Origin of the sequence: Collinsella sp. WCA1-178-WT-3 (M1) (assembly GCF_009696325.1) — a bacterium.
Taxonomy (GTDB): Bacteria; Actinomycetota; Coriobacteriia; order Coriobacteriales; family Coriobacteriaceae; genus Collinsella.
Genome location: NZ_VUME01000002.1, coordinates 171,485 through 197,655 on the forward strand (window position 1 = coordinate 171,485; position 26,171 = coordinate 197,655).

Annotated in this window: 21 protein-coding genes; 18 read left to right on the top strand and 3 right to left on the bottom strand. The window is 60.0% G+C overall.

Going from position 1 to position 26,171, the window contains the following annotated elements; all coding sequences use genetic code 11:
* Window positions 1–9 precede the first annotated feature (9 nt).
* The 3 genes from smc to ffh are packed head-to-tail and all read left to right on the top strand — an operon-like array spanning window position 10 to window position 5,967.
* Window positions 10–3,546 carry a chromosome segregation protein SMC gene (smc, locus tag FYJ40_RS02420; RefSeq protein WP_370450568.1) on the top strand — a complete coding sequence of 1,179 codons (3,537 nt, stop codon included), beginning with the start codon at window positions 10–12 and terminating at the stop codon, window positions 3,544–3,546.
* The gene (ftsY, locus tag FYJ40_RS02425) at window positions 3,546–4,463 is read left to right on the top strand and encodes a signal recognition particle-docking protein FtsY (RefSeq protein ID WP_154515458.1); all 918 of its coding nucleotides are present in this window, start codon (window positions 3,546–3,548) and stop codon (window positions 4,461–4,463) included. The genes smc and ftsY overlap by 1 nt, the downstream gene beginning before the upstream one ends.
* Window positions 4,464–4,473: 10 nt before the next feature.
* Window positions 4,474–5,967, top strand: coding sequence for a signal recognition particle protein (gene ffh, locus FYJ40_RS02430; RefSeq protein ID WP_370450569.1), 1,494 nt, complete (start codon window positions 4,474–4,476; stop codon window positions 5,965–5,967).
* Window positions 5,968–6,083: 116 nt separating this feature from the next.
* Here the strand turns inward: ffh and FYJ40_RS02435 are convergent, their stop codons facing one another.
* The gene (locus tag FYJ40_RS02435) at window positions 6,084–6,848 is read right to left on the bottom strand and encodes a NifB/NifX family molybdenum-iron cluster-binding protein (protein ID WP_154515461.1); all 765 of its coding nucleotides are present in this window, start codon (window positions 6,846–6,848) and stop codon (window positions 6,084–6,086) included.
* 216 nt (window positions 6,849–7,064) lie between these two features.
* Between FYJ40_RS02435 and thyA the strand changes: the two genes are divergently transcribed.
* The 4 genes from thyA (at window position 7,065) to FYJ40_RS02455 (ending at window position 10,940) form a co-directional block, all read left to right on the top strand.
* Entirely contained in the window at window positions 7,065–7,913 is an 849-nt protein-coding gene (gene thyA / locus FYJ40_RS02440) for a thymidylate synthase (RefSeq protein ID WP_154515464.1), read from the top strand.
* A gap of 9 nt (window positions 7,914–7,922) precedes the next feature.
* Entirely contained in the window at window positions 7,923–8,441 is a 519-nt protein-coding gene (locus FYJ40_RS02445) for a dihydrofolate reductase (protein ID WP_154515467.1), read from the top strand.
* Between the two features lie 109 nt (window positions 8,442–8,550).
* On the top strand, window positions 8,551–9,465 hold the full coding sequence (locus FYJ40_RS02450; RefSeq protein ID WP_154515470.1) for an RNA methyltransferase: 915 nt from the start codon (window positions 8,551–8,553) through the stop codon (window positions 9,463–9,465).
* Between the two features lie 125 nt (window positions 9,466–9,590).
* Window positions 9,591–10,940 carry an MATE family efflux transporter gene (locus FYJ40_RS02455; protein WP_370450570.1) on the top strand — a complete coding sequence of 450 codons (1,350 nt, stop codon included), beginning with the start codon at window positions 9,591–9,593 and terminating at the stop codon, window positions 10,938–10,940.
* 85 nt (window positions 10,941–11,025) lie between these two features.
* Here the strand turns inward: FYJ40_RS02455 and FYJ40_RS02460 are convergent, their stop codons facing one another.
* Entirely contained in the window at window positions 11,026–11,511 is a 486-nt protein-coding gene (locus tag FYJ40_RS02460) for a cob(I)yrinic acid a,c-diamide adenosyltransferase (protein ID WP_154515476.1), read from the bottom strand.
* A gap of 92 nt (window positions 11,512–11,603) precedes the next feature.
* Between FYJ40_RS02460 and ftsH the strand changes: the two genes are divergently transcribed.
* A complete protein-coding gene (gene ftsH, locus FYJ40_RS02465; RefSeq protein ID WP_195838531.1) occupies window positions 11,604–13,496 on the top strand; it encodes an ATP-dependent zinc metalloprotease FtsH in 1,893 nt (630 codons plus the stop codon).
* A 75-nt stretch (window positions 13,497–13,571) separates the two neighbouring features.
* Window positions 13,572–14,024: a DUF523 domain-containing protein gene (locus FYJ40_RS02470; RefSeq protein WP_154515479.1), complete on the top strand. Its 453-nt coding sequence runs from the start codon at window positions 13,572–13,574 to the stop codon at window positions 14,022–14,024.
* A gap of 130 nt (window positions 14,025–14,154) precedes the next feature.
* Here FYJ40_RS02470 and FYJ40_RS02475 read toward each other — a convergent pair whose 3' ends face one another.
* Window positions 14,155–15,243, bottom strand: coding sequence for an iron-containing alcohol dehydrogenase family protein (locus FYJ40_RS02475; RefSeq protein WP_154515482.1), 1,089 nt, complete (start codon window positions 15,241–15,243; stop codon window positions 14,155–14,157).
* A 510-nt stretch (window positions 15,244–15,753) separates the two neighbouring features.
* Between FYJ40_RS02475 and ileS the strand changes: the two genes are divergently transcribed.
* From ileS to FYJ40_RS02520, 9 genes are all read left to right on the top strand, one after another.
* Complete coding sequence (gene ileS, locus FYJ40_RS02480; RefSeq protein WP_154515623.1) at window positions 15,754–18,531, top strand: isoleucine--tRNA ligase; 2,778 nt, start codon at window positions 15,754–15,756, stop codon at window positions 18,529–18,531.
* Window positions 18,532–19,001: 470 nt separating this feature from the next.
* Window positions 19,002–19,529, top strand: a complete 528-nt coding sequence (gene lspA, locus FYJ40_RS02485; RefSeq protein WP_370450571.1) for a signal peptidase II — start codon at window positions 19,002–19,004, stop codon at window positions 19,527–19,529.
* Window positions 19,529–20,542 carry an RluA family pseudouridine synthase gene (locus FYJ40_RS02490; protein ID WP_154515485.1) on the top strand — a complete coding sequence of 338 codons (1,014 nt, stop codon included), beginning with the start codon at window positions 19,529–19,531 and terminating at the stop codon, window positions 20,540–20,542. The genes lspA and FYJ40_RS02490 overlap by 1 nt, the downstream gene beginning before the upstream one ends.
* An 82-nt stretch (window positions 20,543–20,624) precedes the next feature.
* On the top strand, window positions 20,625–21,920 hold the full coding sequence (locus FYJ40_RS02495; protein WP_154515488.1) for a glycosyltransferase family 2 protein: 1,296 nt from the start codon (window positions 20,625–20,627) through the stop codon (window positions 21,918–21,920).
* A gap of 78 nt (window positions 21,921–21,998) precedes the next feature.
* On the top strand, window positions 21,999–22,421 hold the full coding sequence (locus tag FYJ40_RS02500) for a prepilin peptidase (RefSeq protein WP_154515491.1): 423 nt from the start codon (window positions 21,999–22,001) through the stop codon (window positions 22,419–22,421).
* A gap of 31 nt (window positions 22,422–22,452) precedes the next feature.
* A complete protein-coding gene (locus FYJ40_RS02505) occupies window positions 22,453–23,700 on the top strand; it encodes a deoxyguanosinetriphosphate triphosphohydrolase family protein (RefSeq protein ID WP_154515494.1) in 1,248 nt (415 codons plus the stop codon).
* Window positions 23,701–23,760: 60 nt separating this feature from the next.
* Window positions 23,761–25,110, top strand: coding sequence for a replication-associated recombination protein A (locus FYJ40_RS02510; RefSeq protein WP_118237456.1), 1,350 nt, complete (start codon window positions 23,761–23,763; stop codon window positions 25,108–25,110).
* Window positions 25,111–25,210: 100 nt separating this feature from the next.
* Complete coding sequence (locus FYJ40_RS02515) at window positions 25,211–25,801, top strand: hypothetical protein (RefSeq protein WP_154515500.1); 591 nt, start codon at window positions 25,211–25,213, stop codon at window positions 25,799–25,801.
* The gene (locus tag FYJ40_RS02520; RefSeq protein ID WP_154515503.1) at window positions 25,794–26,171 is read left to right on the top strand and encodes an ATP-binding protein; all 378 of its coding nucleotides are present in this window, start codon (window positions 25,794–25,796) and stop codon (window positions 26,169–26,171) included. Before FYJ40_RS02515 ends, FYJ40_RS02520 begins: the two co-directional genes overlap by 8 nt.

Consider the following 26,171-nt stretch of genomic DNA (forward strand, 5'->3'; position numbering starts at 1 on the left):
CGAGGAACCGTGTATCTCAAGTCCCTTACGCTCAAAGGGTTCAAGTCGTTTGCCGACCGCGCCCATATGACGTTTGAGCCGGGCCTGACCGTCATCGTCGGTCCTAACGGCTCGGGAAAATCGAATATCTCCGATTCGATTCTGTGGGTACTGGGTGAGCAGAGCGCCAAGCAGCTGCGCGGCCAGGCCATGGAGGACGTCATCTTCTCGGGCTCGTCGGCGCGCAAGCCGGTGGGCGTTGCCGAGGTCACGCTGGTGCTCGATAACTCGGACCATGTGCTGCCTGTCGACTTTGATGAGGTTGCCATCACCCGCCGCATGTATCGTTCGGGCGAGAGCGAATACCTCATCAACTCGAGTCCGTGCCGCCTGATGGATATCCAGGACATTTTGCACGATTCGGGCTTGGGTAAGGATACGCATTCCATTATCAGCCAGGGCAAGCTCGATGCCATTTTGCAGAGCCGTCCCGAGGAGCGCCGCGTCCTTATCGAGGAGGCTGCCGGCATTTCCAAGCACAAGCGCCGTAAGGAGCGTGCGCTCAAAAAGATTAAGTCGATGGACGAGCACCTTACTCGTGCCCGCGACATCAATAAGGAGATTGCCCGTCAGCTGCGACCGTTGGAGCGTCAGGTCGATCGCGCGCGCAAGTACAAAGAGCTGTCCTCGCGCGCGAACGAGCTTACGCAGATGCTGGCCGTTGACGAGCTTCGTTCGCTGCAGTCGCAGTGGAACGATCTGGAGAGCCGTTCCAAAGAGGGTGCCGCCGAGCTGGAGCTTGCGCAGTACCGCTTGGGCGAAAAGGAGCGCGAGCTCGAGAAGCTCCAGGTGATGCTCGAGGAAAAGGGCCTGTTTGTGGGTGACTTGGGCGAGCAGCGCCGTCATATGCAAGATGTGGTCGGCCGTATTAACTCCGATATGCGCCTGCTCGAGGAAAAGGGCCACAATATGGTGTCGCGCCTGTCCGATATGCGCGGCCAGATTTCGAGCTCCGAGCATCAGCGTCGTCGCGTGGTCGAGGAGCTCGAGGATGCACGTGCCCAGCTAGAGGAAGTGACCGGTGCGCACATGCAGGCCCAGGACGACGTTGACGCCGCCGGCCCTGCCGCCGCCGAGCTCCACGAGCGCCGTGTTGCGCTCGACAATCAGATTTCGCAGCTTACGCGCGAGCAACGCGATGTGCAGCGCGTGGCCGACAAGGCTGCGCTCGAGCTTGCCAAGGTGAAAGACTCGTTGAGTAATGCCGAGGTCGAGGACAACATGTACGCCTCGCGCCTGGAGCAGATTGACGAGCAGCTCGAGGAGGTCACGGCCTCGCTCGAGAGCCGTCGCGACCGCGCCGAGGAGCTCGACGGCGCGCTCGATCAGGCTCGCCAAGCCCAGGCCGATGCGCGCCAGGCCACCGAGGTCGCCCGTGCGGCGTTGAGGGACTTGCGCGCCCGTGAGAGCGAGTCGCGCAACAAGCTGTCCGAGGTGCGCTCTGAGCTTGCGAGCCAAAAGAAGCTCGATGCCCGTATGGCCGATAGCTCGCCGTTGGTGAGCCGTCTGGTAGGGGCATTGGGCGATGACGTAACGGGCCGTCTGGGCGACGTGCTCGAGGCGCCGCGTGAGCTTGAGGGCCTGGTCGAGCAGCTGCTTGCCGGCGATATCGATGCCCTGTTGATTGATGACGCGGCCACGCTTGAGCGTGCCGGTCGTGCGGCTTTGGACCAAAAGAAGGCCTCGGGCGAGGCAGTGCTGGTGGCACGTGGTGTGAGCGGCCCTGCTGCTGCCGAGGGCGCTGCCGGTTCGCGTCTGGTTGATCGCCTGTCCGTGCGTGCCGGTTATGGCCCGATTGTCGAGGCACTGCTCGGCGGCTATTACGTGGTCGATGACTTGGCTTGTGCGCTGGCGGCACCAGTCGTTGACGGTGTGACTTATGTGACGCCCGATGGCGCTCGCGTGAGCTTTGGTGGCCTGGTGCGCGTGGGACTCGATGCCGGCGAGGCCTCGGGTGCCCTGGAGCGGAAGCGTCGCATTCGCGAGCTCGAAGGCCTGGAGCCCGATTTGGCTGCCGTTTTTGAGCATGTGTCGAACCAGGTTATCGAGGCCAATGCGGCCGTCGAGGAGGCGCGTGCCGCCGAGGGTGATGCCGCCGGCGAGATCGCCCGTCTTGAGGGCGAGCGCCGCTCGCTGCTCTCCGAGATTGGCCGCCTGGAGCAAAGCGCCAACAACGCCGAGGTCGAGCGTGCGCGCATCTCCAGGCGCCGCGAGCAGGCGGCCGAGGCCGTTCGCGCCGCGCGCCCGCGCGTTGACGAGCTCACCCGTTCGCGCGACGAGGCCCGTGCGCAGGCAAGCGACCTGGGTCTCCAGATTGCCGAAGCCAACGACGAACTCGATCGCGTGCGCCGTGACGATTCCGAGGCAGCCGGTAAGCTCGCCGATGCCAAGGTGCGCCTGGCCCAGACGAGCGAGCGCCTGCGTTCGCTGAAGGGCCGCGTGCCCGATCTGGAGCATCGCCTGGAGGGCATTGACCGCCGTATCCGCGGAACACGTCAGGCTTCGCGCTCGCTCGAGCTGCTGCGCCTGCGTGTCGATCCCATGCACGAGCGCTATTCGGCCCTGCTGGAGCGTGCATCTGATTGGGCCGCGCGCCTGCGTGACCAGGCCTCACTCGAGGAGGCAGACTCGGCTTCGCTCAAGAAAACCATCGAGGATGCCAAGGACGAGGTCTCCCGCGCCAAGGAGCGGGTCGATGCCGCCACGGCGACACAAAACGAGTTCAAGGTCGCGCGCGGCAAGCTCGAGGTGCAGGTAGAGGCGGCCATCAAGGCCATTACCGCCGATGGCACCACCGTGCTCGAGGAAGCGCTCATGCTTCCTGCTCCCACCGATCGCGACGCCGCCGAGCGCGAGCTCAACCAGCTCGTGCGCCAGATCAACAACCTGGGCCCTGTGAACCAGGTTGCCATGGAGGAGTACGAGCAGCTCAAGCGCCGCGCCGATTACATCGAGGAGCAGCTGGCCGATCTGGAGAGCGCGCGCAAGGCGCTCACCAAGATTACCGTGGCCATCGACCGCAAGATGCGTAAAGCCTTTCTGGTGACCTTCGAGAAGGTCGATGCGAACTTCCGCGAGATCTTCGCCATGCTGTTCCCGGGTGGCCAGGCACATCTGGAGATGACCGACCCTGAGCATCCGGCCGAGACGGGCATCGAGGTCGTGGCGCAGCCGCGCGGCAAGCGTATCACCAAGATGATGCTCATGTCGGGCGGCGAGAAGAGCCTGACGGCGCTTGCCCTGCTCTTTGCCGTGTATCGCACGCGTACGGTGCCGTTCTATGTGCTGGACGAGGTCGAGGCGGCGCTCGATGACGCCAACCTGTCCAAGCTCATCGGCGCGCTTGACGTGCTGCGTTCCGATACGCAGCTCTTGGTTATCTCGCATCAGCGCCGTACTATGGAGGACGCTGACGTCCTCTACGGCGTCTCGATGCAAGCTGACGGCGTCAGTCGCGTCGTCTCGCAAAAACTCGATCGCGAAACCGGAAAGGTCGTGAATGCATAATGGGATTCTTCGATGCTCTCTCGCGCGGACTTGAGCGCAGCCGCGAGGCCCTCAACGAGGTCTTTTACTTTGGCGGCGAGGTCGACGAGGATTTTTGGGAGGACCTAGAGGACACTCTCGTCATGGGTGACATGGGTGCCGAGGTCGCCATCCAGGTCTCCGACGACCTGCGCGATGCCGCGGCCAAGAAGAACCTCAAGACCGCCCCGCAACTCCGTCGGGCCCTGGCCGAGCAGCTCGAGCAGCATTTTGTACCCGTCGAGCGCGATCCGTTCGCCGACACGCCGAGCTGCGTGCTGTTTGTGGGCATCAACGGTGCCGGTAAGACCACTACGGTCGGCAAGATCGCGAGCGCCATGTCTGCCCGTGGCAAGAACGTCGTGATCGGCTCGGCCGATACCTTCCGCGCTGCCGCCATCGAACAGCTCGATGTGTGGGGCCAGCGAGCCGGCGTCCCCGTCATAAAGCGCGACCGCGGCTCAGACCCGGCAAGCGTTTGCTACGACGTACTCGACGAGGCCGATAAGCGCGGCAGCGACCTGGTGCTCATCGACACCGCCGGCCGTCTGCACACGAGCCCCGAGCTCATGCGCGAGCTTGCCAAGGTGGTCAACGTGACGCGTAAGCGCGCCGCTAATATGGCCGCCGGCCCCATGCCCGTCTCGGTCGTCCTCGTGATCGATGCCGCGACGGGCCAAAATGGCCTGAACCAGGCGCTCGAGTTTAATGAGGCGCTGGGTCTGGACGGTATTATCATGACTAAGCTCGACGGCACGGCAAAGGGCGGAATCGCCATGGCCGTGGCCGAGAAGCTCAAGCTCCCGATCCTGCGCGTGGGCGTGGGCGAGCAGGTCGATGACCTGCAGGAGTTTAATGCCAAAGATTTCTGCCGCGCCCTGGTGGGCGAGTCCAACTAAGGAGTGACCAGTGTTTGATTCTCTGAGCGATCGCCTCAACGACACATTTGACCGCCTGCGCGGCAAGGGCAAGCTGACCGAGGCCGATATCACCTCGGCCATGCGCGACATTCGCATGGCGCTGCTCGAGGCCGACGTCAACTTTAAGGTCGTCAAGGAGTTTGTCGCCAAGACCAAGGAGCGCTGCATGACCGCCGAGGTCATGGAATCGCTGACGCCGGCGCAAAACGTCGTCAAGATCGTGCTCGACGAGCTCACCGAGATGCTCGGCTCCACCGAGAGCAAGCTCGTCTTTAGCAACCGCATTCCCAACGTCATTATGCTCGTGGGCCTGCAGGGCTCCGGTAAGACCACGGCGGCTGTAAAGCTGGCATACCTGCTCAAGAAGCAGGGCCGCTCGCCGCTGCTCGCCGCGTGCGACGTCTACCGTCCCGCCGCTGCCGACCAGCTGGCCACGCTTGGTGGAGAGATCGGCGTGCCGGTCTTCCGCGGTGACGGCGAGCACCCGGTCGATATTTCCAAGGGCGCCATCCAGGAGGCCGTCGACCACCTGCGCGATGTGGTCATCGTCGATACCGCCGGTCGTCTGCAGATCGACGAACAGATGATGCAGGAGGCCGTGGACATCAAGAAGGCCGTCAAGCCCGATCAGGTGCTGATGGTCGTCGATGCCATGACCGGCCAGGATATCGTCAACGTTGTCTCGACCTTCGCCGAGCGCACCGACTTTGACGGCGTGATCATCTCCAAGCTCGACGGCGATGCCCGTGGCGGCGGCGCGCTTTCGGTGCGCCAGGTGACCGGCAAGCCCATCAAGTTCGTGAGCATGGGCGAGAAGCCCGATTCGCTGGAGCCGTTCTATCCCGATCGCATGGCCAAGCGCATCTTAGGAATGGGCGACGTCGTCGGCATTATCGAGAAAGCCCAGGAGGCAGCCGATGCCGAGCAGCTCGAGGCTGCCGAGCGCATGCTGCGCGAGGGCTTTACCATGAACGACATGCTCGACCAGATGAAGGCCGTCAAGAAGATGGGCGGTATGAAGGGCATTCTGGGCATGCTTCCCGGCGGCCAGCGTGCGCTCAACCAGATGGGCGGCAACCTGGATGAGGGCATCTTCGACAAGAACGAGGCCATCATCATGTCGATGACCAAGGAGGAGCGCCTGCGTCCTTCCATCATCAACGGCCAGCGTCGCGCCCGCATCGCCAAGGGTGCCGGCGTGACCCCCACCGAGGTCAATAGCCTTATGAAGCAGTGGGGCGAGATGAACAAGATGATGGGCCGCATGCGCTCGATGGCCAACCAGGCGCAAGCCGGCGGCAAGAAGGGCAAGAAGGGTAAAAAAGGCAAAAAGATGCGCATGCCCAATATTCCCGGTCTGGATGCCATGGGCTTGGGCGGCATGGGCGGCCTGGGTGGCCTGGGTGGCATGGGAACAGGTGGTCCCAAGTCCGATATGGACCTGCTGCGCCAGATGGAAGCGCAGATGCGTAATAAAAAGTAACGACTGGTTGAGTCGAGTATGGCGAAGGCCGCCTGGATGGTACTCCAGGCGGCCTTCGCCGTTCGTTCGCAGGTTTTCTCACGCGCGGAAGCGTGTTGGCGTTGAGGTGCTTGCCACTAGTGGCAGCCACAGCCCTCGTGCCCATCATGGTCGTGGTGGCCGTGGCAGCCGCAGGACTCGCCATGCTCGTGGGCGTGCTCGTGCTCGTGCCCATGGCAGTCGCAGGTGGCCTCGCCGGTCTGCGCGAGCGTGCCGGCAATGAGGGCCTCGACGCAGGCGTCGCAGCTGCCCTGGGCGCCCGCATAGACCGTGATGCCTGCCTGGGTGAGCGCGTTGATGGCGCCGCCGCCGATACCGCCGCAGATGAGCGTATCGACGCCACCGTTGGCGAGCAGACCCGCTAGGGCGCCGTGACCAGTGCCGCCGGTGCCTACGACCTGCTCGTTGAGCACCTTGCCATCCTGGATGTCATAGATTTTGAACTGCTCGCTGCGGCCAAAGTGCATAAAGATGTTGCCGTTGTCGTACGTCGTTGCCACCCTCATGGTGCCGACCTCCTTTGCTGGCCATATGGCCGTCGTCGTAGGTGTGGGGGAGTATGCGATATTGCCGCCCTCGATACTAAGTGCTCGCCCGTTGACCAGCGCGTTTGCCACCTTGCGATGCGCGCGGCTGCAGATGGCCGCCACGGTGGCACGGGCGATGCCCATTTGCTGGGCGACGGCCTCCTGATTGAGGCCTTCCAGGTCGCAAAGCCGTAGGACTTCGAGCTCATCGACCGTCATGTCGATGGCGTCTCCGCTGGCAAGGCCGTCAGGGGTAAAGCCGCGATATTCGGGAATGATCCCAACACGGCGCAATTTTTCGCGTCTTCCTGCCATACACTCTCCAAATCTGACATATGTCAACAATAGGATAGCGCGTATACGAAACCGCTCAAGCTATTTTTGGCATATGTCAAAAAAGCTGAAGGTGCAGCATTTGCGAATGCGGCGCCGTACTGCCGTGCATTGCGTGTGCCGCCCCAAGTGTGCAATTCGATGCTGCGCGCCTGGGCTACAATAAAAATCGCTTATAGGCGACTGACAGGAGGGTCAATGAGCAAAGCTGATCAACAGTTTGTAGCCATGTGCCGCGATATTCTGGACCATGGCACCACTACCGAGGGCCAAAAGGTTCGTCCGGTGTGGGAGGACGGCACCCCTGCCTATACCATTAAAAACTTTGGCGTTACGGCACGCTACGACCTGCGTGAGGAGTTTCCGGCGCTTACCCTGCGTCGTACGGCCCTCAAATCTGCCATGGACGAGATTCTATGGATCTATCAAAAGAAGTCCAATAACGTGCATGACCTCAACAGCCATATTTGGGATGAGTGGGCCGACGAGACCGGCTCCATCGGCAAGGCCTACGGGTACCAGATTGGCCAGAAGAGCCATTATGCCGAGGGTGACTTTGACCAGATGGACCGTGTGCTGTACGACCTTAAGCACACACCGTACAGCCGTCGCATCATGACCAACACGTATGTGTTTAGCGACCTGTCCGAGATGCACCTGTATCCGTGCGCCTACAGCGTGACCTATAACGTCACGCAGCGCCCGCAGGACGATAAGCCAACACTCAACATGATTCTCAACCAGCGCAGCCAGGACATTTTGGCCGCGAACAACTGGAATGTGTGCCAGTACGCCATTTTGCTGATGATGGTCGCGCAGTCGGTCGATATGATCGCTGGCGAGTTGCTGCATGTGATCGCCGATGCCCATATTTACGACCGTCATGTCGATATCGTCCGCGAGCTTATCGAGCGTCCGCAGTTTGCGGCTCCTAAGGTAACGCTCAACCCCGACGTGCACGATTTCTACGCGTTTACGACCGACGACTTGATCGTTGAGGGCTATGAGCACGGCCCGCAGGTCAAGAACATCCCCATTGCGGTGTAGGTGACGCGCATGACGTGTAAGCTTTCTGCCATTGTCGCCGTGTGCGATGACTGGGGCATTGGGTGCGAGGGTGACATGGTCGTGTCCAACCGTGCCGACATGCGCCATTTTGTGGCGTGCACCAAGGGTTGTCCGGTCATTATGGGACGCAAGACCCTGCTGAGTTTTCCCGGCGGGCGTCCGCTCAAGAAACGCCGCAACATTGTGCTCACGCGCGACGAGGGCTTTGCTCCCGAGGGCGTCGACGTGGTGCATAGTATCGATGAGGCGCTCGCCGCGGTTGCCGATGAGCCCGTTGCCTGGGTGATCGGTGGCGGCGATGTCTATCGGCAGTTTTTGCCGTACTGCGTGGAGGCCGAGGTCACGCACAACCATTGCACCCATGCCGTGGACACGTACTTTCCCAATTTGGATGTCGATCCTGCGTGGGAAGTTGCGCGGCGCGACGGGGTTGCCACGATTGCCGCGGGCGAGGGTGACGAAGGCCTCGATTATGAGTTCGTGACATATCGTCGTGTTGATGCTTAAATCGTCTGGCGTGAACGGTATCACCGGGTTGATTGAATGCATGGGGCGGCGCTTAGCGTCGCCTCGTTTGGTATAGATGTGCTGTAAAGAAGGGTACGGGCTGGCTGCTATGACTGATGCCGTTGAGGTGCTGCGAATCGATTCCCTTAATGATGAGCGGCTCGACGCCTACGTGCGACTGACGGAGCGCGAGCTGCGTTGTGTGCTGGAGCCTCAAAAGGGTATCTTTATTGCGGAAAGCGCCAAGGTCATCGAGCGTGCGGTGCGTGCCGGATACGAGCCGGTGAGCTTTCTTTTGGGTGAGCGCTGGCTCGATCAGATGATGCCGCTGTTCGAGCGTCTGGTTGTACGCGAGGGCGCAGGTCCAGTTCCTGTGTTCGTGGCCTCCATGGAGCTCATGGAGCAGTTGACGGGCTTTAACGTGACGCGCGGTGCGCTCGCGGCGTTCCGTCGCCCGCGTCAGATTCCGGTTGATGAGTTCTTGGGCGGCGTCGTCGAGGTGGCGGGTGAGCGCCCGGTGCGCGTGTGCGTGCTCGAGGGTATTGTCGACCATACTAATGTGGGTGCGATTTTCCGCTCGGCGGCAGCGTTGAATGTCGATGGCATTTTGGTAAGCCCCACGTGCTGTGACCCGCTGTACCGCCGCTCGGCCCGTGTGAGCATGGGCACGGTGTTCCAGGTGCCGTGGACGCGCATTGGCAGCGAGGCGCGCGTATGGCCGCATGATGGGCTGGCGGCGCTGCACGATGCCGGCTTTTCGTGTGCCGCCATGGCATTGACGGATGATTCGGTGTCGTTGGACGATCCCGCGTTGCAAGAGATTGACCGGTTGGCGATCTTTATGGGCACCGAGGGCGCCGGCCTGGGCGCCAAGACCATCGCGGGCTGTGACTGGGCTGTGCGTATTCCGATGGCGCACGGGGTCGATTCGCTCAACGTGGCCGCGGCGAGTGCTGTCGCTTTTTGGCAGTTGTGTCCGCACGTGAGCAACGAGTATCACTACCAGCCGGGACTGTATCACTAGGCAGATATTTTGCACCGGGCTCTGAGTCCGGGTGTTTCGGTTGACGCCGGTCGGTGCTAAGCTGGTGCTGGCTTTGGTCTTTAATTGACGTTTTGTTGTTTGACGTGCGCTGGTGGGGAGGGCGTGTGGCTAAGAAATCTACGGCTATCGATGTAACACAGGGTGTTATTTGGCAGCAGTTGCTTTCGCTGTGCGTTCCCATCTTTTTTAGTTCGTTCTTTCAGCAGGCATACACGCTTATCGGTACCTATATCGTCGGTCAGTTTGGCGGCAAGCTCGCGCTGGGTGGCATCCAGGCCACGATGGTGCTCACGGAGCTCTGCATCGGTTTTTGCGTCGGTGTTGGCGCCGGCTGTGCTGTTATTACGGGTCAGTATTTTGGCCAGCACGATGATGAGCGACTGAGTCGTTCGGTCCATACGGCCATGACGCTCGCTCTGGTGGGCGGTATCGTCGTCTCGATTCTGGGCATAGTGTTCGTTGAGCCCATGCTGGTGCTTATGAATACGCCGCATGAACTATTGGCCGAGGGTGTGGCCTATGCTCGTTGCTATTTTGCCGCTATGGTTGCGGCGCTGTTGCTCAATATGGGCACCGCGCTGTTGCGCGCCGTGGGCGACACGCGTGGGCCTGCCGTGATCATCGCTTCCGGCTGCCTCGTTAACGTGGTACTGGATGTCATCTTCGTTGCCGTGCTTCATATGGAGGCTCTGGGCTGTGGTATCGCGGTGGCGCTGACCATTTGCTCCAACGCCACGATGATCGTGATTCGCATGATGCACGCACCGGGTGCGTGGCGGCTTTCACTCTCCAAACTCGGCATTGATCCTGGTATTTGCAAGAGCATGATCTCGTGTGGTCTGCCGCTTGGCTTTCAGTCTGCTGCGTATTCGATTTCCAACGTCTTGATTCAGGTGTCGGTCAACTCGTTTGGTGCCGATGTCACCACGGCCTGGGGTCTTTCGGGCCGCTTAGATGGCATTGTCTGGATGGTTACCGAGGCGCTTGGCGTGTCGATCACCACGTTCTCGGCACAGAACTTTGGCGCGCGCAACTACGAGCGCATGCGCAAGGGCTACCATACGTCGCTCGTGCTGTCGTTTATGCTCATTGGTGGCCTGTCTGCCGTGCTGCTGGTGTTCTCGGGTCCTCTGTCGCGTCTGTTTGTCGACGATGCTTCGATTTCGGCCTACACCACGACCATCATCCATTTTATTGCGCCGTTCTATGCGATTTTCTCGATTATCGAAAACGCGTCGGGCTCCATTCGCGGTGCCGGCGTGAGCTTGCAGCCCATGATTCTCACGATTTTCGGCACCGTCGTGCTCAGGGTGATCTGGGTGTTTGCGATCATGCCTTTCGATCCGTCGCTTGAGCTCCTGCTGCTGGTTTACCCCGTAACCTGGCTCATCACGGCCACGATGTTCACTATCTACCACCACAGCGGCAACTGGCTAGGCCGCGCCACTGCCTAATGATCCGTATGAGACAGAGGAAAACGGATCATTGCTCTCCGTGGTGATGTCGATGATTCGTTTTCCTCCGTCCCCTTTGGATCAATTAGTATTCGATGCCTTGGCGGGCTAGGAGGCCTTCGTCGAAGTAGTGTTTGACGGGGCGCATTTCGGTTACGAGGTCGGCAAGGTCGGCGAGGGGCAGCAAGCCGCGGCCAGTGAGCACGAGCTCCGTGGTGGTTGGTTTCATCGCGATCAACGCTTCGACATCTTCGCGCGTCACAAAGCCCCGTCGCATGGCTTCTCCCAGCTCATCCAAGATCAGCACGTCGACTTGGCTAATCTGCTCGCGCGCCAGCTCCATGATCTGTGCGGCACAGGCTTCGGGCGTGTCGCGGTCGGCTTGTACGATGCAAAGCCCCAATCGAGGAGCAGCGTCATGTTCGGCGCAGTGCAGCTTCTTGGCAAACTGAAGCATGAGCACGTTAAGTCCATAGCCCGTGGCGCGCAGCGCGAGCCCCAGCGCAGCCGTCGTCTTGCCCTTGCCGTCGCCCGTATAGATTTGAACCTTGCCGACTTCCAGTGATGCCATCTCTGTCCTTTCGTGCCCGGTGTCGGTTTATCGCCGGCCGGGTTGGGTATTCTAGTTAGCATTATCAACCCCAGTAGATGGAGTTCAAGCAGATGGAGATGGATGACAACAAACGTAGACGGAATATGATCCTCTACGTGCTCATCGCCTTCGTCGTCTACCTCGTGCTCTCGACCGTTCTGTTCCCCAACATCGGTCACACGCAGCAGATTACGAAGACCGATTACTCGACGTTTGTCAAAGCGCTCGACAAGAAGAGCGTCGATAAGGTCGAGTACAACACGGACGATTACTCGATTTATTACACCAAGAAGGGCGAGGACGAGAACATCGCCTACAAGACGACCGGTGTGCCGAATGATGCGGGCTTTACCGATCGCGTGCTTGAATCTGGCGCCTCGCTTGAGTCGGTCGTTCCCGATAAGAACTCGGGTCTGATGACTTACTACCTGCTCACCCTCATTCTTCCCATGGCGATTTTCTTCCTGATCGGCTGGTGGCTCAACCGCCGCATGAAGAAGGCCATGGGTGATGACGGCCCGTCGATGAACTTTGGCGGCGGCGGTTTTGGCGGCGGTGGACTGGGCAAGTCCGGCGCGCGCGTGATTGCCTCCAAGGACGTGGGCGTGACCTTTAAGGATGTTGCTGGCCAGGAAGAGGCCAAGGAGTCCCTCAAGGAGGTCGTCGACTTTCTGGAGAAGCCGCAGCGCTACGAGGAGATTGGCGCCAAGCTGCCGCGCGGTGCCCTCCTTGTCGGCCCTCCGGGTACCGGTAAAACCCTGCTTGCCAAGGCTGTGGCCGGCGAGGCGGGTGTGCCGTTCTTTAGTATTTCGGGCTCTGAGTTTGTCGAGATGTTCGTCGGCCGCGGCGCCGCCAAGGTTCGCGATCTGTTTAAGCAGGCCAAGGAAAAGGCCCCGTGCATCGTCTTTATCGATGAGATCGATACCATCGGCAAGAAGCGCGACGGCGGCGGCTTTAGTGGCAACGACGAGCGCGAGCAGACGCTCAACCAGCTGCTGACCGAGATGGACGGCTTCGATAACCACAAGGGTATCGTCGTCCTCGCTGCCACCAACCGTCCCGACAGCCTTGACCCGGCCCTGTTGCGCCCCGGTCGTTTTGACCGCCGCATCCCCGTTGAGCTGCCCGACCTGACCGGCCGTAAGAACATTCTTGAGCTGCACGCCAAGAGCGTGAAGACGCAGCCGCCGATCGACCTGACCGCGATTGCCCGCGCCACGCCCGGTGCCTCGGGCGCCGACCTGGCCAACATCATCAACGAGGGCGCCCTGCGTGCCGTCCGCGAGGGTCGCAAGCGCGCCACGCAGGACGACTTTGAGGAGTCGGTGGAGGTCGTCATTGCCGGTCAGCAGCGCAAGTCCACGGTGCTGTCCGACCACGAGAAGCAGGTCGTTTCTTACCACGAGATCGGTCATGCCATCGTTGCCGCTCGCCAGAAGGGCTCTGCGCCGGTCACGAAGATCACCATCGTGCCGCGCACGAGCGGTGCTCTGGGCTACACCATGCAGGTCGAGGAGGATGAGCGCTTCCTGACCACGCGCCAGGAGATCCTGGACAAGCTCGCCGTCTATTGCGGCGGCCGTGCAGCCGAGGAGCTCATCTTTGGCGAGATGACGACCGGCGCCGCCAACGATATCGAGCAGGCCACCAAGCTTGCCCGTAACATGGTGACGCGCTTTGGTATGTCCGATGAGTTTGGCATGATGGCGCTCGGTACCGTGCAGAACGCGTACCTTAACCAGGATACGTCGCTCACCTGCGCCCCCGGTACGGCCGAGCGCGTGGACGCGATTGTCGCCAAGCTGATCGAGGATGCGCACGACCGCGCCCTGCAGATCTTGAAGGAGAACAAGTTTAAGCTCCACGAGCTGGCTCGTTATCTGTACAAGAAGGAGACGATCACGGGCGAGGAGTTTATGAATCTTCTCACGCGTGAGAATCCGCTGATGCCAAAGCAGCAGTAATACTAGTTGCGCAGTGCTTTCGCCCCATTTGAGTGTCCACCTCAAATGGGGCGTTTTGCTTGGGAAGGGTTGTATATGAAGATCGTGGTAAGTGCCTGCTTGATGGGCGAGAGCTGCAAGTATAACGGGCTCGATAATTACCATCGCGAGCTGGTCGAGGCTTGCGACCGCACGGGAACCGAGGTGCTCCTCGTGTGCCCTGAGGTTTTTGGCGGCCTGCCCACACCGCGCAAGCCGTCCGAAATTGTGAACGGCGAAGTCCGTACCTGCGAGGGCGTGTCCGTTGACAGGGAATTTCGCCTGGGTGCCCAACGAGCACTCGACATGTGCGAGCAGGCGGGCGGGCCGGAAGAGATCGCCGCGTGCATCTTACAGGACCGTAGCCCCTCGTGCGGTGCAGGTCGCGTCTACGATGGCACCTTTAGCGGCACGCTCACCGCGGGCAACGGTGTCTTCGTCGACTTGCTCCTGCGCCACGGGTACCGTGTGATTCCCGCAAGTGAATTTGACCCGAGCATGTTGGAATAGCAAATGAAAGGGGGCGGCCATCGAGTAGATGGTCGCCCCCTTTACTGGCAAGCTAAACAATTTCAACAGATGTTCAATGGCGTTTGCCATGATAAAACCTGCCAAAATAAACCTGTCCCTTTTTGGTAGGTTAGGCGAGGAGCGTGTGGCCGTAGGCGTTGGCTGCCTTGATGGCGGCGGCGAACTTCTCGTCGGTGAAGGGCTCGGGGTTACCCTGCTTCCACTCGTTGGTGGCGTGCGCGTACTCGCACAGGGCAGGGATATCGGCCTCGGAAAGCCCGACCTGCTCAAGCGTTACGGGCAGGCCCATCTGCTTGTTAAAGGCGGCATAGCGCTCAAGGTTCTCGGTGTCGCCCGTGTAGGCGAACAGCACGAGCACGCCCAGGCTTACGACCTCGCCGTGCAGGTAGGTGCCCTCACGCGGAATGCTGCAAGTGGCGTTGTAGAACGCGTGTGCCACGCTCGAGTTGTAGTAGTAATCGTTCTGGTTGGTCAGGTTCGAGACATATCCCGTGTTGACCACGATGTCGAGCGCGATCTGCTTGACGGCCTCGCTCGACAGGTCCTGGCGCACGTCCTCAAGACCCTGGACGCCATAGGTAAACAGCGGCTCGGAGCAGGTGTGGGCGAGTGCCAGGCCAAGACCGGCGGTGTGCTCCAAATTTCCGGCGCTCGTGGCGTACTCGACCTCGGGCTGCTTAGACAGGGCATCGCCTACGCCGGCCCAGAAGTACTCTGCCGGTGCCTCGGCGATGATCTTGGGGTTGATGAAGATGTGCGCCGGTCGGTTGGGGTACGAATAGCCCTCGAGCGAGCCGTCGTCGTTGTAGACAACGGCAATGGCGGTCGCGGCGGAGCAGTTGGAGCAGATTGTCGGGACCGTGAAGACGATCTTCTTGAGCTCGATGGCCGCCGTCTTGACGGTGTCGAGTGCCTTGCCACCGCCGCAGGCGATAAGCACGTCAGCTTCCTGGCAGGCGGGGGAGTTTACGACCTTGGCGATATTGGCGCGTGTGCTGTTGGTGCCGTAGACGCGCGTCTCCAGAACTTCGACGCCGGTGCCTGCCAGCGCGGCTTCGATACCGGGAAGTGCTGCAGCCAGTGCTCGCTTGCCACCGATGATTGCGACCTTGGTCGCTCCGTATTCGGCCAGCGCGCCGGGCAGCTCGTCGAAGCAGTCCTCGCCGACGGTATAGTCGCTCATTCCGATCGTGCGCATAGCAACCTTCTTTCGTTCGATAAAGTGCTTTCAGGTATTTTGCTCCTAGAGAAGGTCCACATCCGCGAGAAATTTCGAACGTATAAAACCAGTGTTGAGGGTTTTTCGCCGGCGCGGAACGTGCTAGCATACTCCGCATAAGCGTTGATGGGGACGAGTAGTCGGCCGTCCGCATGCTACAGAGAGCGGGGAGCGCTGAGAACCCGTGCATGAGACCGATGAAAATCACCCCGGAGCTGCGGTCCCAACGGACGTGCCGCGCAGGCACGTCTTAGTAGATATCGCCGAGATGGTCGTCGATACAGGCCAGCCGAGTAACGGATGCGAGCGCGCAGCGACGCGGGCGAGGGCATCTAAGCTGGGTGGTTAAGCGAAGAGCTTTTACGGGCAGACTGCCTGTCTTGTGGCGCTTCGTCCCAGCTTGCAGGGACGGGCGCTTTTTTGGTGCCCAGAGGGCGTGCGCGCCCATGACAAGAAAGGGGTACCGTGGCAAACGAGTACAAGCAGACGATGAATCTGCCCAAGACCGGTTTTCCCATGCGTGCCGGTCTTTCCAAGTCCGAGCCCAAGCGACTCAAGGACTGGCAGGACAACAAGGTCTACGAGCAAGTTCTAAAGAAGAACAAGGGTCACAAGAAGTTCGTGCTGCACGACGGCCCTCCCTATGCCAACGGCCCGATCCACATCGGCCACGCCATGAACAAGATCTCTAAGGACATGATCAACCGTTACTGGATGATGCAGGGCTATGAGGTTCCCTATGTCCCCGGTTGGGACTGCCACGGTCAGCCGATTGAGCACAAGGTCGAGGAGAAGCTCGGCACCGAGAAGTTCAACCAGACCTCCACGGCTAAGATCCGCGAGCTTTGCAATAAGTTCGCTGTCGAGAACATCGAGCTGCAGAAGGCCGGCTTCCGTCGCCTGGGCGTGCTTGGCGACTGGGACAACCCGTATCTGACGCTCTATCACCAGCATGACGCCGCCGACATCGAGGTCTTCAAGGCCATGTTCGACAAGGGCATGATCTATCGCGGTCATAAGCCCGTCCACTGGTGCAAGCACTGCCACACCGCGCTGGCCGAGGCCGAGATCGAGTACTCCGACGAGACGAGCCCGTCCATCTTCGTGCGCTTTGAGATGACCACTAAGCCTGCCGGTCTCGAGAGCTTCGACGGCCCGGTTGACTTCATCATCTGGACGACCACGCCGTGGACCATCCCCTCTGACCAGGCCGTTTCCCTTAAGCCCGGCGCCGCCTATGTTGCCGTTGAGCACGATGGCCGTGCCGAGATCATGCTCGAGGACCTGGCTCCCAAGTGCTGTGAGGAGTTTGGCTGGGAGTACACCCCGGTCATGGTCGATGGTAAGCCCTATGTGGTTCCCGCTGAGACCTTCCACCACATCCACTACAAGCAGCCGATCTTTGACGGCGTCGAGGGCGTGGCACTGCTGGCCGATTACGTCGGCGTCGATGACGGTACCGGTATCGTCCACAACTCGCCCGGCCATGGCGTTGACGACTACTTCGCCTGCCTCAAGGAGGGCATCACCGATATCTGCATGCCGGTTGATGACGACGGTAAGTTCTACACCGGCGAGGAGTTTGGTACCGGTGGCCCCTTCAGCGGTATGGATACCGACGAGGCCAATCCGCACATCATCGAGTTCCTGCGCGAGCGCGGCACCCTGGTCCTCGAGAAGAAGATCACGCACAGCTATCCGCACTGCTGGCGCTGCAAGCACCCGGTGCTCTTCCGTGCTACCGACCAGTGGTTTGTCTCGATGGACAAGACCGGTTTGCGCGAGCAGGCTGGCAAAGAGATCCGCGAGAACGTCAAGTGGTATCCGGCCCACGCGGCCAACCGCATCGGTGCCATGGTCGAGCAGCGTCCCGACTGGTGCATCAGCCGTCAGCGCAACTGGGGCGTGCCTATCCCCAGCTACACCTGCGCCGACTGCGGCGAGAAGGTCATGAACGACGCCACGCTCGACGCCGTCATCAAGCTCTTCCACGAGAAGGGCTCCGACGCCTGGTTCACCGACGCTCCCGAGAGCTACCTGGGCGAGGCTTGCGTCTGCCCCAAGTGCGGTGGCCATCACCTCAAGGCCGATAAGGACATCCTCGACGTGTGGTGGGACTCCGGCGTGTCCTGGAAGGCCGTCTGCGAGTATCGCCCCGAGCTTGAGTACCCGGCGGATGTGTACCTCGAGGGCTCCGACCAGCACCGCGGTTGGTTCCAGAGCTCGTTGCTCACCTCGGTGGGTGCCAACGGCCACGCTCCGTACAAGGCGGTCGTCTCGCAGGGCTTCACGCTCGATGGCCAGGGCCGCAAGATGTCCAAGTCGCTCGGCAACGTCATCGACCCCAACAAGGTTTGCGACGAGATGGGCGCCGATATCATCCGCCTGTGGGTCGCCTCGGTCGATACCAGCTCCGACGTCTCCATCGACCACGAGATCCTTGCTCGTACGTCCGATGCCTACCGTCGTTTCCGCAACACGCTGCGCTTCCTGCTCTCCGAGCTCGAGGGTCAGTTTGAGCCCGAGACCGACGGCGTCGCCTTTGCCGACCTGCTGCCGCTCGACAAGCTCATGGTTGCCCGTCTGACCCAGGTCCAGGCCGAGGTCGACGACGCCTACGCCAGCTACGAGTTCCCGCGCGCCTACCGTGCGCTCTACGACTTTGTGGTTACCGAGCTTTCCAACGTGTACCTCGACGCCCTGAAGGACCGTCTGTACTGCGACAAGCCCGGCTCGCTCGAGCGCCGCAGCGCCCAAACCGTGCTCGCTGAGCTCTTCTCGATGCTCATGCGCGACCTGCAGCCGATCCTGTCCTACACGGTCGACGAGGCCATGGCCTATGCGCCCGCCGGCTGCGTCGATCACCAGAAGTACGCCGCGCTGCTCGATTGGTACAAGTCGCCCATCACGGTCGACGAGGCCAATGAGTTCGAGGGCGTGCTCGAGGCCTCGCTCGAGCTCCGTAGCGCTGTGACCAAGGCCCTTGAGGATGCCCGCTCCGCCGGTACCTTCACCAAGAGCCAGCAGGTCCGCGTCAAGGCGGTCGTTCCCGCCGAGATGTATGCGCTGCTGACCGGCGACAAGGCCGTCGATCTGGCCGAGTTCTACATCGTCTCCGATGTTGAGCTGACCCAGGGCGAGGAGCTTTCCGTCGCTATTGAGGCCGCCGAGGGCGAGTGCTGCGACCGTTGCTGGAACTATCGCACCACCGTCGGCGAGTACAACGGTCACGCGCATATCTGCGAGCGCTGCGCGAATGCCTTGTAGTTACGCGGTTTTACCAAACCGCGTAACAGGTTGACGCTGCAAACCCGCCACAGCGGCAATCTGCCTTTCAGCTTCGGCGGCATGACCAGAAGGTCTATGCCGCCTTGCTTCAAGGCACCTTGCTCGCTCTGGCGGGTTTTCGCTATCGTTACCAAATACGCTAGTCTTTTTGGGACGGGGCTTTTTTAGCTACCCTACCTCAAATAAGGACTTAATCTTCGAAAGCGCTGGACTGGGTAGCTAAAAAAGCCCCGTCCCAAAAAGACTACCCGGTGAAGGGACAAGGGGGACAGCCCCTTTGTCGCATTGGTGGATATGTCGTGCGTTCTGCGTATGGCAATATAAGATGGTTATTTGCGTTAAATGGAATTCGATTGTTTTGAGGGTAGGGGATTGATTTGGGTCGTACTGGGGATATGACGCCGCCTTTGCGTTGGCGGTTGGGTGTTGCTGGTGGGGTGGCGCTCTTTGTGTTGCTTGTTGACCAGCTGACCAAGATTTCGGTTCGTGCCGTGGGCGATGCCCTGCATATGACTGTTATCCCCGGCGTGATCGATTTTGTGTTTGTCCGCAATATCGGAGCTGCCTTTAGCATGGGCGAGGGCCATGGCATAGCGTTTGCCGTGCTGGCGCTTGCGGCCATTGCCGCCATTGCCGTGTACTTGCTCCGTGCTCCTCAGCTCGCCCGCCTAGAGGTCGTGGGTATGGCCATGGTTGCGGGCGGCGCCATCGGCAACGCGATCGATCGCCTGGCCATGGGCTTTGTGACTGATTTTATTGCCACTACCTTCATTGATTTCCCCGTCTTTAACGTGGCCGATATCGGCATTACCGCCGGTGTCGTTCTGGCGCTCATCGGATACATGTTCTTGAGTCCCGCCGCTCGCGAGGTCGATGCGACCGCCGAGCTCAACGCCCGTGACGAGGCCCGCGCCAAACGTAAAGCTAAGCAGCGTGGGGAGCGTGCCCGCAAGATTCGCGAAAGGAATGAGCGCTAATGGCCGACATCCATATTCTCGTTGCCGACGATTGCGCCGGTCAACGTCTCGACGCCTATCTGGGCGCCAACGATGGCTGCCCCACGCGCTCTGCCTGCGCGCATCTGATCGAGGGAGGCGCCGTTGCCGTCAACGGCGAGACCTGCCTATCTAAAAAGTATGCCGTACGCTCCGGTGACCGCATCTCGGTCGACCTGCCCGAGCCGCATGACCCGACCGACGTGATCCCCGAGGCCATCCCGCTCGACATTCGCTATGAGGACGACTATCTCATGGTGCTCTCCAAGCAGCGTGGCCTGGTGTGCCATCCCGCCCATGGTCATGAGAGCGGCACCCTTGCGAATGCCCTGGTCTACCACTGCGGCATCGACCATCTGGGTACCGTGCAGGGTGAGGACCGCCCCGGCATCGTGCATCGTCTGGATCGCGATACCTCGGGCCTTATGCTCGCGGCTAAAGACGACGACACCCAGCGTGCGCTCCAAAATCTTATCCGCACGCGTACCCTCGACCGTCGCTACATTACGCTCGTTCACGGGCACGTCGCCATGGACGAGGGCACTATCAATACTGGTATCGCTCGCTCCACGCGCGACCGCGTGAAGATGGCGGTTTCCGATGACCCCTTTGCGCGCCAGGCCATCACGACCTTTAAGGTCCTTGAGCGCTTTGATTTCACGCGTTTCGACGACGGCTACACGCTTGTCGAGTGTCACCTGTTTACCGGCCGCACGCATCAGATTCGCGTTCACATGCGCCATATCAACCACGCCTGCGTGGGCGATCCACTCTATGGCAAGTGCGATGCTCGTGCCGATCAGGGTTTGACTAGGCAGTTCTTGCATTCCTGGCGTGTGGCATTCGATCATCCCGTGACGGGGGAGCACATCGAGTGCCGTGACGAGCTGCCATGGGATCTTGCGGCGGTTCTGGATGATCTGGCCCCGCGTTCGCTCGGCCGCACTGCCGCTGGCAACGAAATCGTCCCTCAGCTCGGTCTGCTCGAGGCCTAGCCAGTATTAGGTGGTTTCTTGAACTCCGTAAGCCTGCGGTAAAATATACGGTTGTTTACGTCACGCGTTCCTGGGAGCCTGCATGCTCGCCTTTTTACAAACCAACACACCTATCGTGATCTTCAACCAGATTGTCGTCACGCTGCTTACGGTCTGTTTTCTGTACCAGGTGGTCTTCTTTGTCATCGGCGCTCTTCGTGGTGAGGTCGCGCCTCCCAAGGCCAAGAAGCTCCATCGTTATGCCTTCTTTATCGCGGCGCATAACGAGGAGGCCGTGATCGCCAACCTCGTGCGCTCCATTAAGGACCAAGATTATCCGTCCGAGCTTATCGAGGTCTTCGTGGTCGCCGATGCCTGCACCGACAACACGGCGCAGCTCGCGCGCGAGGCGGGCGCCGTCGTCTATGAGCGCAATGACTTGGCCCGTAAAGGCAAGAGCTGGGTCATGGACTATGGCTTCGACCGCATCCTTAACGAGTATCCCGATACGTTTGAAGGCTACTTTATCTTCGATGCCGATAACGTTATCGCCCGCGATTACGTGTCCAAGATGAACGATGCTTTTGACCAGGGCTTCCATGTTGTTACGAGCTATCGCAATTCCAAGAACTTTGGCAGCTCGTGGATCTCGGCAGCTAATGCCACGTGGTATCTGCGCGAGGCGCGCTTTCTCAACAATGCGCGCAACATCTGTAAGACGTCTTGCGCCGTTTCGGGTTCGGGCTACCTCATCTCCGCCAGCGTTATCGAGGGTATGCACGGCTGGCAGTTCCACACGCTGACCGAGGATATTCAGTTCACCACGTTCTGTGCCATTCACGGTATTCGCATTGGCTATGCGCCGGCGGAGTTCTTTGACGAACAGCCTGTGACGTTTAAGGCATCCTGGAAACAGCGTATGCGTTGGACCAAGGGCTTCTACCAGGTGTTCTTTACGTACGGTAAGCACCTGGTCAAATCGACCTTCCGCTATCATCGCTTTGCCGCCTACGACATGTTTATGACGATCGCACCGGGCATGCTGCTCTCTCTGATCTCGATGCTCGCTAATGCGACGTTCCTCATCGTGGGCGGCCTTTCGCACGGTTTCTTGGCTACCGAAGTCGAGATGCAGGCGTGTGCCGCTTCGCTCATTATGACCTTCGCTATGATGTATCAGACTTTCTTTATCCTGGCGCTGCTCACGACTATCTTTGAATACAAGCATATTCACTGCGCGCAAAAGTGGCGTCTGGTAACCAACCTGTTTACCTTCCCGATCTTTATGTTCAGCTATATCCCCATTACGGTGGCAGCGCTGTTCTTGAAGGTCGACTGGGTGCCGACGCAGCACGCCGTAAGTGTTACCCTCGACGAGGTCATGCAGGGCGCCAAATAACCACCATCAAAACCACCACAAAGGGGATAGAACCTTTGCGGTGGTTTTTACGTTTGAGCGCTCAGTTGAGGGGTTTCGATGTTCTATATCCCGTTTTGGATTTGCATCTTTGCCGGCGCGGCGATTGATGCCCGCGAGCGGCGGTTTCCCAATGAGCTTGCCGGCGCGTGTGCGGTGGCGGCGTTTGCAGGCGTCTGGCTCGACAAGGGCGTTAACATGGCGCTTGACCACGCCGGTCTTGCGGTCATCGTCTACCTTACCCTTGTGCTTACTGAGTCACTCTGGCGTCGCCTTCGCCATGCCCCCGGCATTGGCATGGGGGATGCCAAGGCGCTCTTTGCCCTTTGCACCTTCGATCCCCTGGACGGCGTCGTCGCGTTTGCAGTTGCGCTCCTGACCCTTGCCGCCGCCTGTCTCATCGTAAAATCGCGCTCGCTGCCTTTGCTGCCGTTTTTGGTGCCAATATTTGCCATAATCGAGTTCGTGGGTAGTACGCTGTAATCGTTTGCGCGCCCTTTTTAAGGAGCATGTCATGGCAATCAATCAACAGACAGCCGCCATCAAGGCGCGCCTGGATCGCATTCCCGCGTCGTTGTCGCCCGAGCTGGTCGAGCGCATTGCCGCCGACCGCGCCGCGGGTGTCATTAATCCCTATCGATGCGGTGACGACCAGGCCATCCGCCGTGTCGATCGGGCTGCAGACGAGGGCACGCTTATGCGTCCGGCCTTTATGCGCGATATCGAAAAGATTCTGCATCTGCCAGCATACACTCGTTATGCAGGCAAAACGCAGGTCTTCAGTTTTCGCAGCAACGACGATCTGTCGCGCCGCGGCCTGCACGTGCAGCTTGTCTCGCGCATCGCTCGCGATATCGGGCGTGCTCTGGGGCTCAACTGCGATCTGATCGAGGCGATTGGCTTAGGCCACGACTTGGGCCACACGCCCTTTGGCCATGCCGGTGAGCGTTTCCTCAACGATATCTATCACAAGCGCACGGGTCGCTATTTTTTCCATAACGTACAATCCGTTCGCGTGCTCGACGCGCTGTATGGTCGCAACGTGTCGCTCCAGACGCTCGATGGCGTACTGTGCCACAACGGCGAGTACGAACAGCGTGTTTTTGAGCTTTCGGAGATGAGCTCCTTTGACCAGTTCGACCGAACTGTCGAGGAATGCATTGCCACGGGTTATAGCGCAATTGAGCACCTGCGCCCCATGACGCTCGAGGGCTGCGTGGTTCGCATCTCGGATATCCTTGCCTACGTTGGGCGCGATCGCCAAGACGCCATTGCGGCGGGCCTGCTGTCACCTGACGCCTTTGACGATGACCTGGGCGGTGCATACAACAGCTGGATCCTTACGCATGCCTCTATCGATATCGTCGAGCACAGCTATGGCAAGCCGCGCATCGAGATGAGCGAGGACCTGTTTGAGGAGATCCGCCGGGCCAAGCGCGAGAACTACGAGAAGATCTATAGCAAGGGCGGCATAGAAGGCGACTCCGAAGTGGAGCTGCGCGAGGCCTTCGAAAAGCTCTATGACCGTTGCCTGCGGGATATAGACGAAGGCGACGAGTCCTCGTATATCTTTAAGCACCACATTTCTCGCATTGAGCAGCAGCTTTCCTACTACGATCGCACCTATGCATGGCAGGACGATAAGGACCAGACGGTCGTGGATTACATTGCGAGCATGACGGACGGTTATTTCTGCGAGCTCACGAGCAAGCTGTTCCCGGGATTGATGTTTCCGCACCGTACCTATATTAACGAACGGTAGTTCGTATATATTCGGTATACTGTTCATGGAAAACGTTTTTGATTGATGCACGGGATGGCTATGGACGACCTTTTTTCTGCTTCGACGCGTGAGCGTTCCTTTCAGAATGCGCCGCTTGCGGTGCGCATGCGGCCCAATTCGCTCGACGAGTACGTGGGCCAGCAAAAGGCCGTCGGTAAGGGCTCGTGGTTGCGTGCCGCGATTGAGCATGACGTGCTGTCGAGTGTGATTCTGTATGGGCCGGCCGGTACGGGCAAGACGACGCTGGCCCACATTATCGCCAACCATACCAAGAGCGAGTTTGTCGAGGTCAGCGCCGTGACGGGCACTGTGAAGGACCTGCGCCGCGTGATTGACGAGGCCAAGACGCGCCTGAATACGTACGACCGTCGCACCATTCTTTTCATCGACGAGATTCACCGCTTCTCCAAGTCGCAGCAGGATGCCCTGCTGCATGCGGTTGAGAACCGTACCGTCATTATGATTGGCGCCACGACGGAGAATCCGTACTTCGAGGTCAACTCGGCGTTGCTCTCGCGCGGTCGCGTGGTGGAACTTGAACATTTAAAGGACGAGGATATCGCCACGCTTATCGAGCGTGCGCTCGAGGCGCCGCAGGGTTTGAACGGCAAGTTCTCGGCCGATGAGGATACGGTTAAGACCATCTGCACGCTGGCTGCGGGTGACGCTCGCTCGGCACTCACGACGCTCGAGCTTGCGAGCGAGATTGCCGTCACGCGTCCCGATACCGAGGGAACGCCAGCGCCGGCGGCGGGGGAGCGTTATCCCATTACCGTGGATGACGTAAAGATTGCCAATCCGCGCCGTGGTTTTTCGTATGACAAAAACGGCGACATGCACTACGACATCATCAGCGCGTTTATTAAGTCTATGCGCGGCAGCGACCCCGATGCCACAATCTATTGGCTCGCGCGCATGATCGATGCGGGGGAGGACCCTAAGTTTATCGCTCGCCGTATTATGATTCAGGCTTCTGAGGATGTTGGCAACGCCGACCCGCAGGCGCTGTTGGTGGCGCATGCCGCGTTTAAGTCTGCCGAGGTCATCGGTTATCCCGAGTGCCGCATTAATCTGGCTCAGGCTGCACTCTATGTGTGCTTGGCGCCAAAATCCAACGCGTGTGAGGCCTCGATTGATGCGGCGTTGGCCGATATTCATTCAAGTGGGCTGCGCGAGGTGCCGAGCTATCTACGCGATCGTCATCGCCCGGGCAGTGACGAATACGGTGTGTATAAGTATCCGCATGATTATCCCGAAGGCTGGGTCGATCAACGCTATTTGCCCGAGGGGCTGGAGCGCGGCGCGTTTTGGCAGCCTGCCGGCCGCGGCTGGGAAGAGTGGCGTGTAGAGCAAAGCGAGCGCGACCGTAGCGGGAATGCACCGAAGTAGCTGCTGGTAATTTTGTCTCACGTTGCTGCTCTTGGCATGTTCGGTCCCCTTTGGGGTACCATGAACAGCGTCTGTATTTCGATTCCTTCGGGAGGCTTGTATGAGTCCCATCCAAATCGCCCTGCTGCTGCTCGCCGTTGCCGGCGTGTGGGCTGTCATCGAGCTCGCGCTCACGCTGCGAAAGACCCGCACTGTCGTTGATTCGCTCGACAAGACGGTGAGCGACCTTAACAACACCATCGCCGAGGCTCAGCCCGTGGTAGCAAAGCTCGATGGCGCCGTTGATGAGCTCACCCCCGCGCTGGCGCAGGTTGAGCCGCTCCTCAAGTCGAGCAAGACCGCCGTCGACGCTCTTACCTCCAATCTCGTAGAGGTCGAAGCCGTGGTTCGCGACATTTCCGAGGTTACGGGCAGCATGGCCGAGGCCAGCAATGCCGTGTCGAGTGTGACCGACTCTGCGGCCGGTGCCGTTCAGAAACTCTTAAACAAGGTGAAGGCTCCCGCGGTCGAGGCCGAGCGCAATCTTTCCGCTGCCGCCGAAGCCGAGCAGCCGACCGAGCGTGTCCTGATTGGCGATGCCGGGGACGATGCCGCTGCTGGGTACGATGATGCACAGAAGCCTGCTGCTAAAGCAGCCCGGTATTACACCTACACGCCCGCCGAGACCTCCGAGGAGTCCTGCGATGAGTAGTGAAGCAACTTGCTCTATCACGCTGACTGTTGCCGGGGATCCGCGTCTGGCACGCTTGGTGCGCATGACGGCGGCTAATGTCGGCGCGCTGTGTTCCATGTCCGTCGATCGCATCGAGGACATTCGTATGGCTGCCGAGGAGGCCTTCATCTTTGGCTGCACGGCCGTTGATTCTGACGTTATCTCGATCAAATTCGATGTCGATGAGTCTCACGTGGGCATGACCTTCACCTTTGGCGACCAGGCGACTGTCGATGAGGATGACCAGGCCGCCGTATATGCCGAGCTCATTCTGGCAAGCGTGTGCGATTCCTACGAAAAGACTGCGGCGCCTCTGACGCTTTCCCTCGATCTCAAGGCGGATATCTAA

Excerpts from the sequence above, each read along its gene's own strand:
- FYJ40_RS02495 (WP_154515488.1), top strand. The coding sequence starts at position 20,625 with ATGCTCGCCTTTTTACAAACCAACACACCTATCGTGATCTTCAACCAG.
- FYJ40_RS02470 (WP_154515479.1), top strand. The coding sequence starts at position 13,572 with ATGAAGATCGTGGTAAGTGCCTGCTTGATGGGCGAGAGCTGCAAGTAT.
- FYJ40_RS02445 (WP_154515467.1), top strand. The coding sequence starts at position 7,923 with ATGACGTGTAAGCTTTCTGCCATTGTCGCCGTGTGCGATGACTGGGGC.
- thyA (WP_154515464.1), top strand. The coding sequence starts at position 7,065 with ATGAGCAAAGCTGATCAACAGTTTGTAGCCATGTGCCGCGATATTCTG.
- FYJ40_RS02435 (WP_154515461.1), bottom strand. The coding sequence starts at position 6,848 with ATGGCAGGAAGACGCGAAAAATTGCGCCGTGTTGGGATCATTCCCGAA.
- FYJ40_RS02475 (WP_154515482.1), bottom strand. The coding sequence starts at position 15,243 with ATGCGCACGATCGGAATGAGCGACTATACCGTCGGCGAGGACTGCTTC.
- ileS (WP_154515623.1), top strand. The coding sequence starts at position 15,754 with ATGAATCTGCCCAAGACCGGTTTTCCCATGCGTGCCGGTCTTTCCAAG.
- FYJ40_RS02510 (WP_118237456.1), top strand. The coding sequence starts at position 23,761 with ATGGACGACCTTTTTTCTGCTTCGACGCGTGAGCGTTCCTTTCAGAAT.
- ftsH (WP_195838531.1), top strand. The coding sequence starts at position 11,604 with ATGGAGATGGATGACAACAAACGTAGACGGAATATGATCCTCTACGTG.
- FYJ40_RS02515 (WP_154515500.1), top strand. The coding sequence starts at position 25,211 with ATGAGTCCCATCCAAATCGCCCTGCTGCTGCTCGCCGTTGCCGGCGTG.
- FYJ40_RS02450 (WP_154515470.1), top strand. The coding sequence starts at position 8,551 with ATGACTGATGCCGTTGAGGTGCTGCGAATCGATTCCCTTAATGATGAG.
- FYJ40_RS02520 (WP_154515503.1), top strand. The coding sequence starts at position 25,794 with ATGAGTAGTGAAGCAACTTGCTCTATCACGCTGACTGTTGCCGGGGAT.
- FYJ40_RS02500 (WP_154515491.1), top strand. The coding sequence starts at position 21,999 with ATGTTCTATATCCCGTTTTGGATTTGCATCTTTGCCGGCGCGGCGATT.
- FYJ40_RS02490 (WP_154515485.1), top strand. The coding sequence starts at position 19,529 with ATGGCCGACATCCATATTCTCGTTGCCGACGATTGCGCCGGTCAACGT.
- FYJ40_RS02505 (WP_154515494.1), top strand. The coding sequence starts at position 22,453 with ATGGCAATCAATCAACAGACAGCCGCCATCAAGGCGCGCCTGGATCGC.
- ftsY (WP_154515458.1), top strand. The coding sequence starts at position 3,546 with ATGGGATTCTTCGATGCTCTCTCGCGCGGACTTGAGCGCAGCCGCGAG.
- FYJ40_RS02460 (WP_154515476.1), bottom strand. The coding sequence starts at position 11,511 with ATGGCATCACTGGAAGTCGGCAAGGTTCAAATCTATACGGGCGACGGC.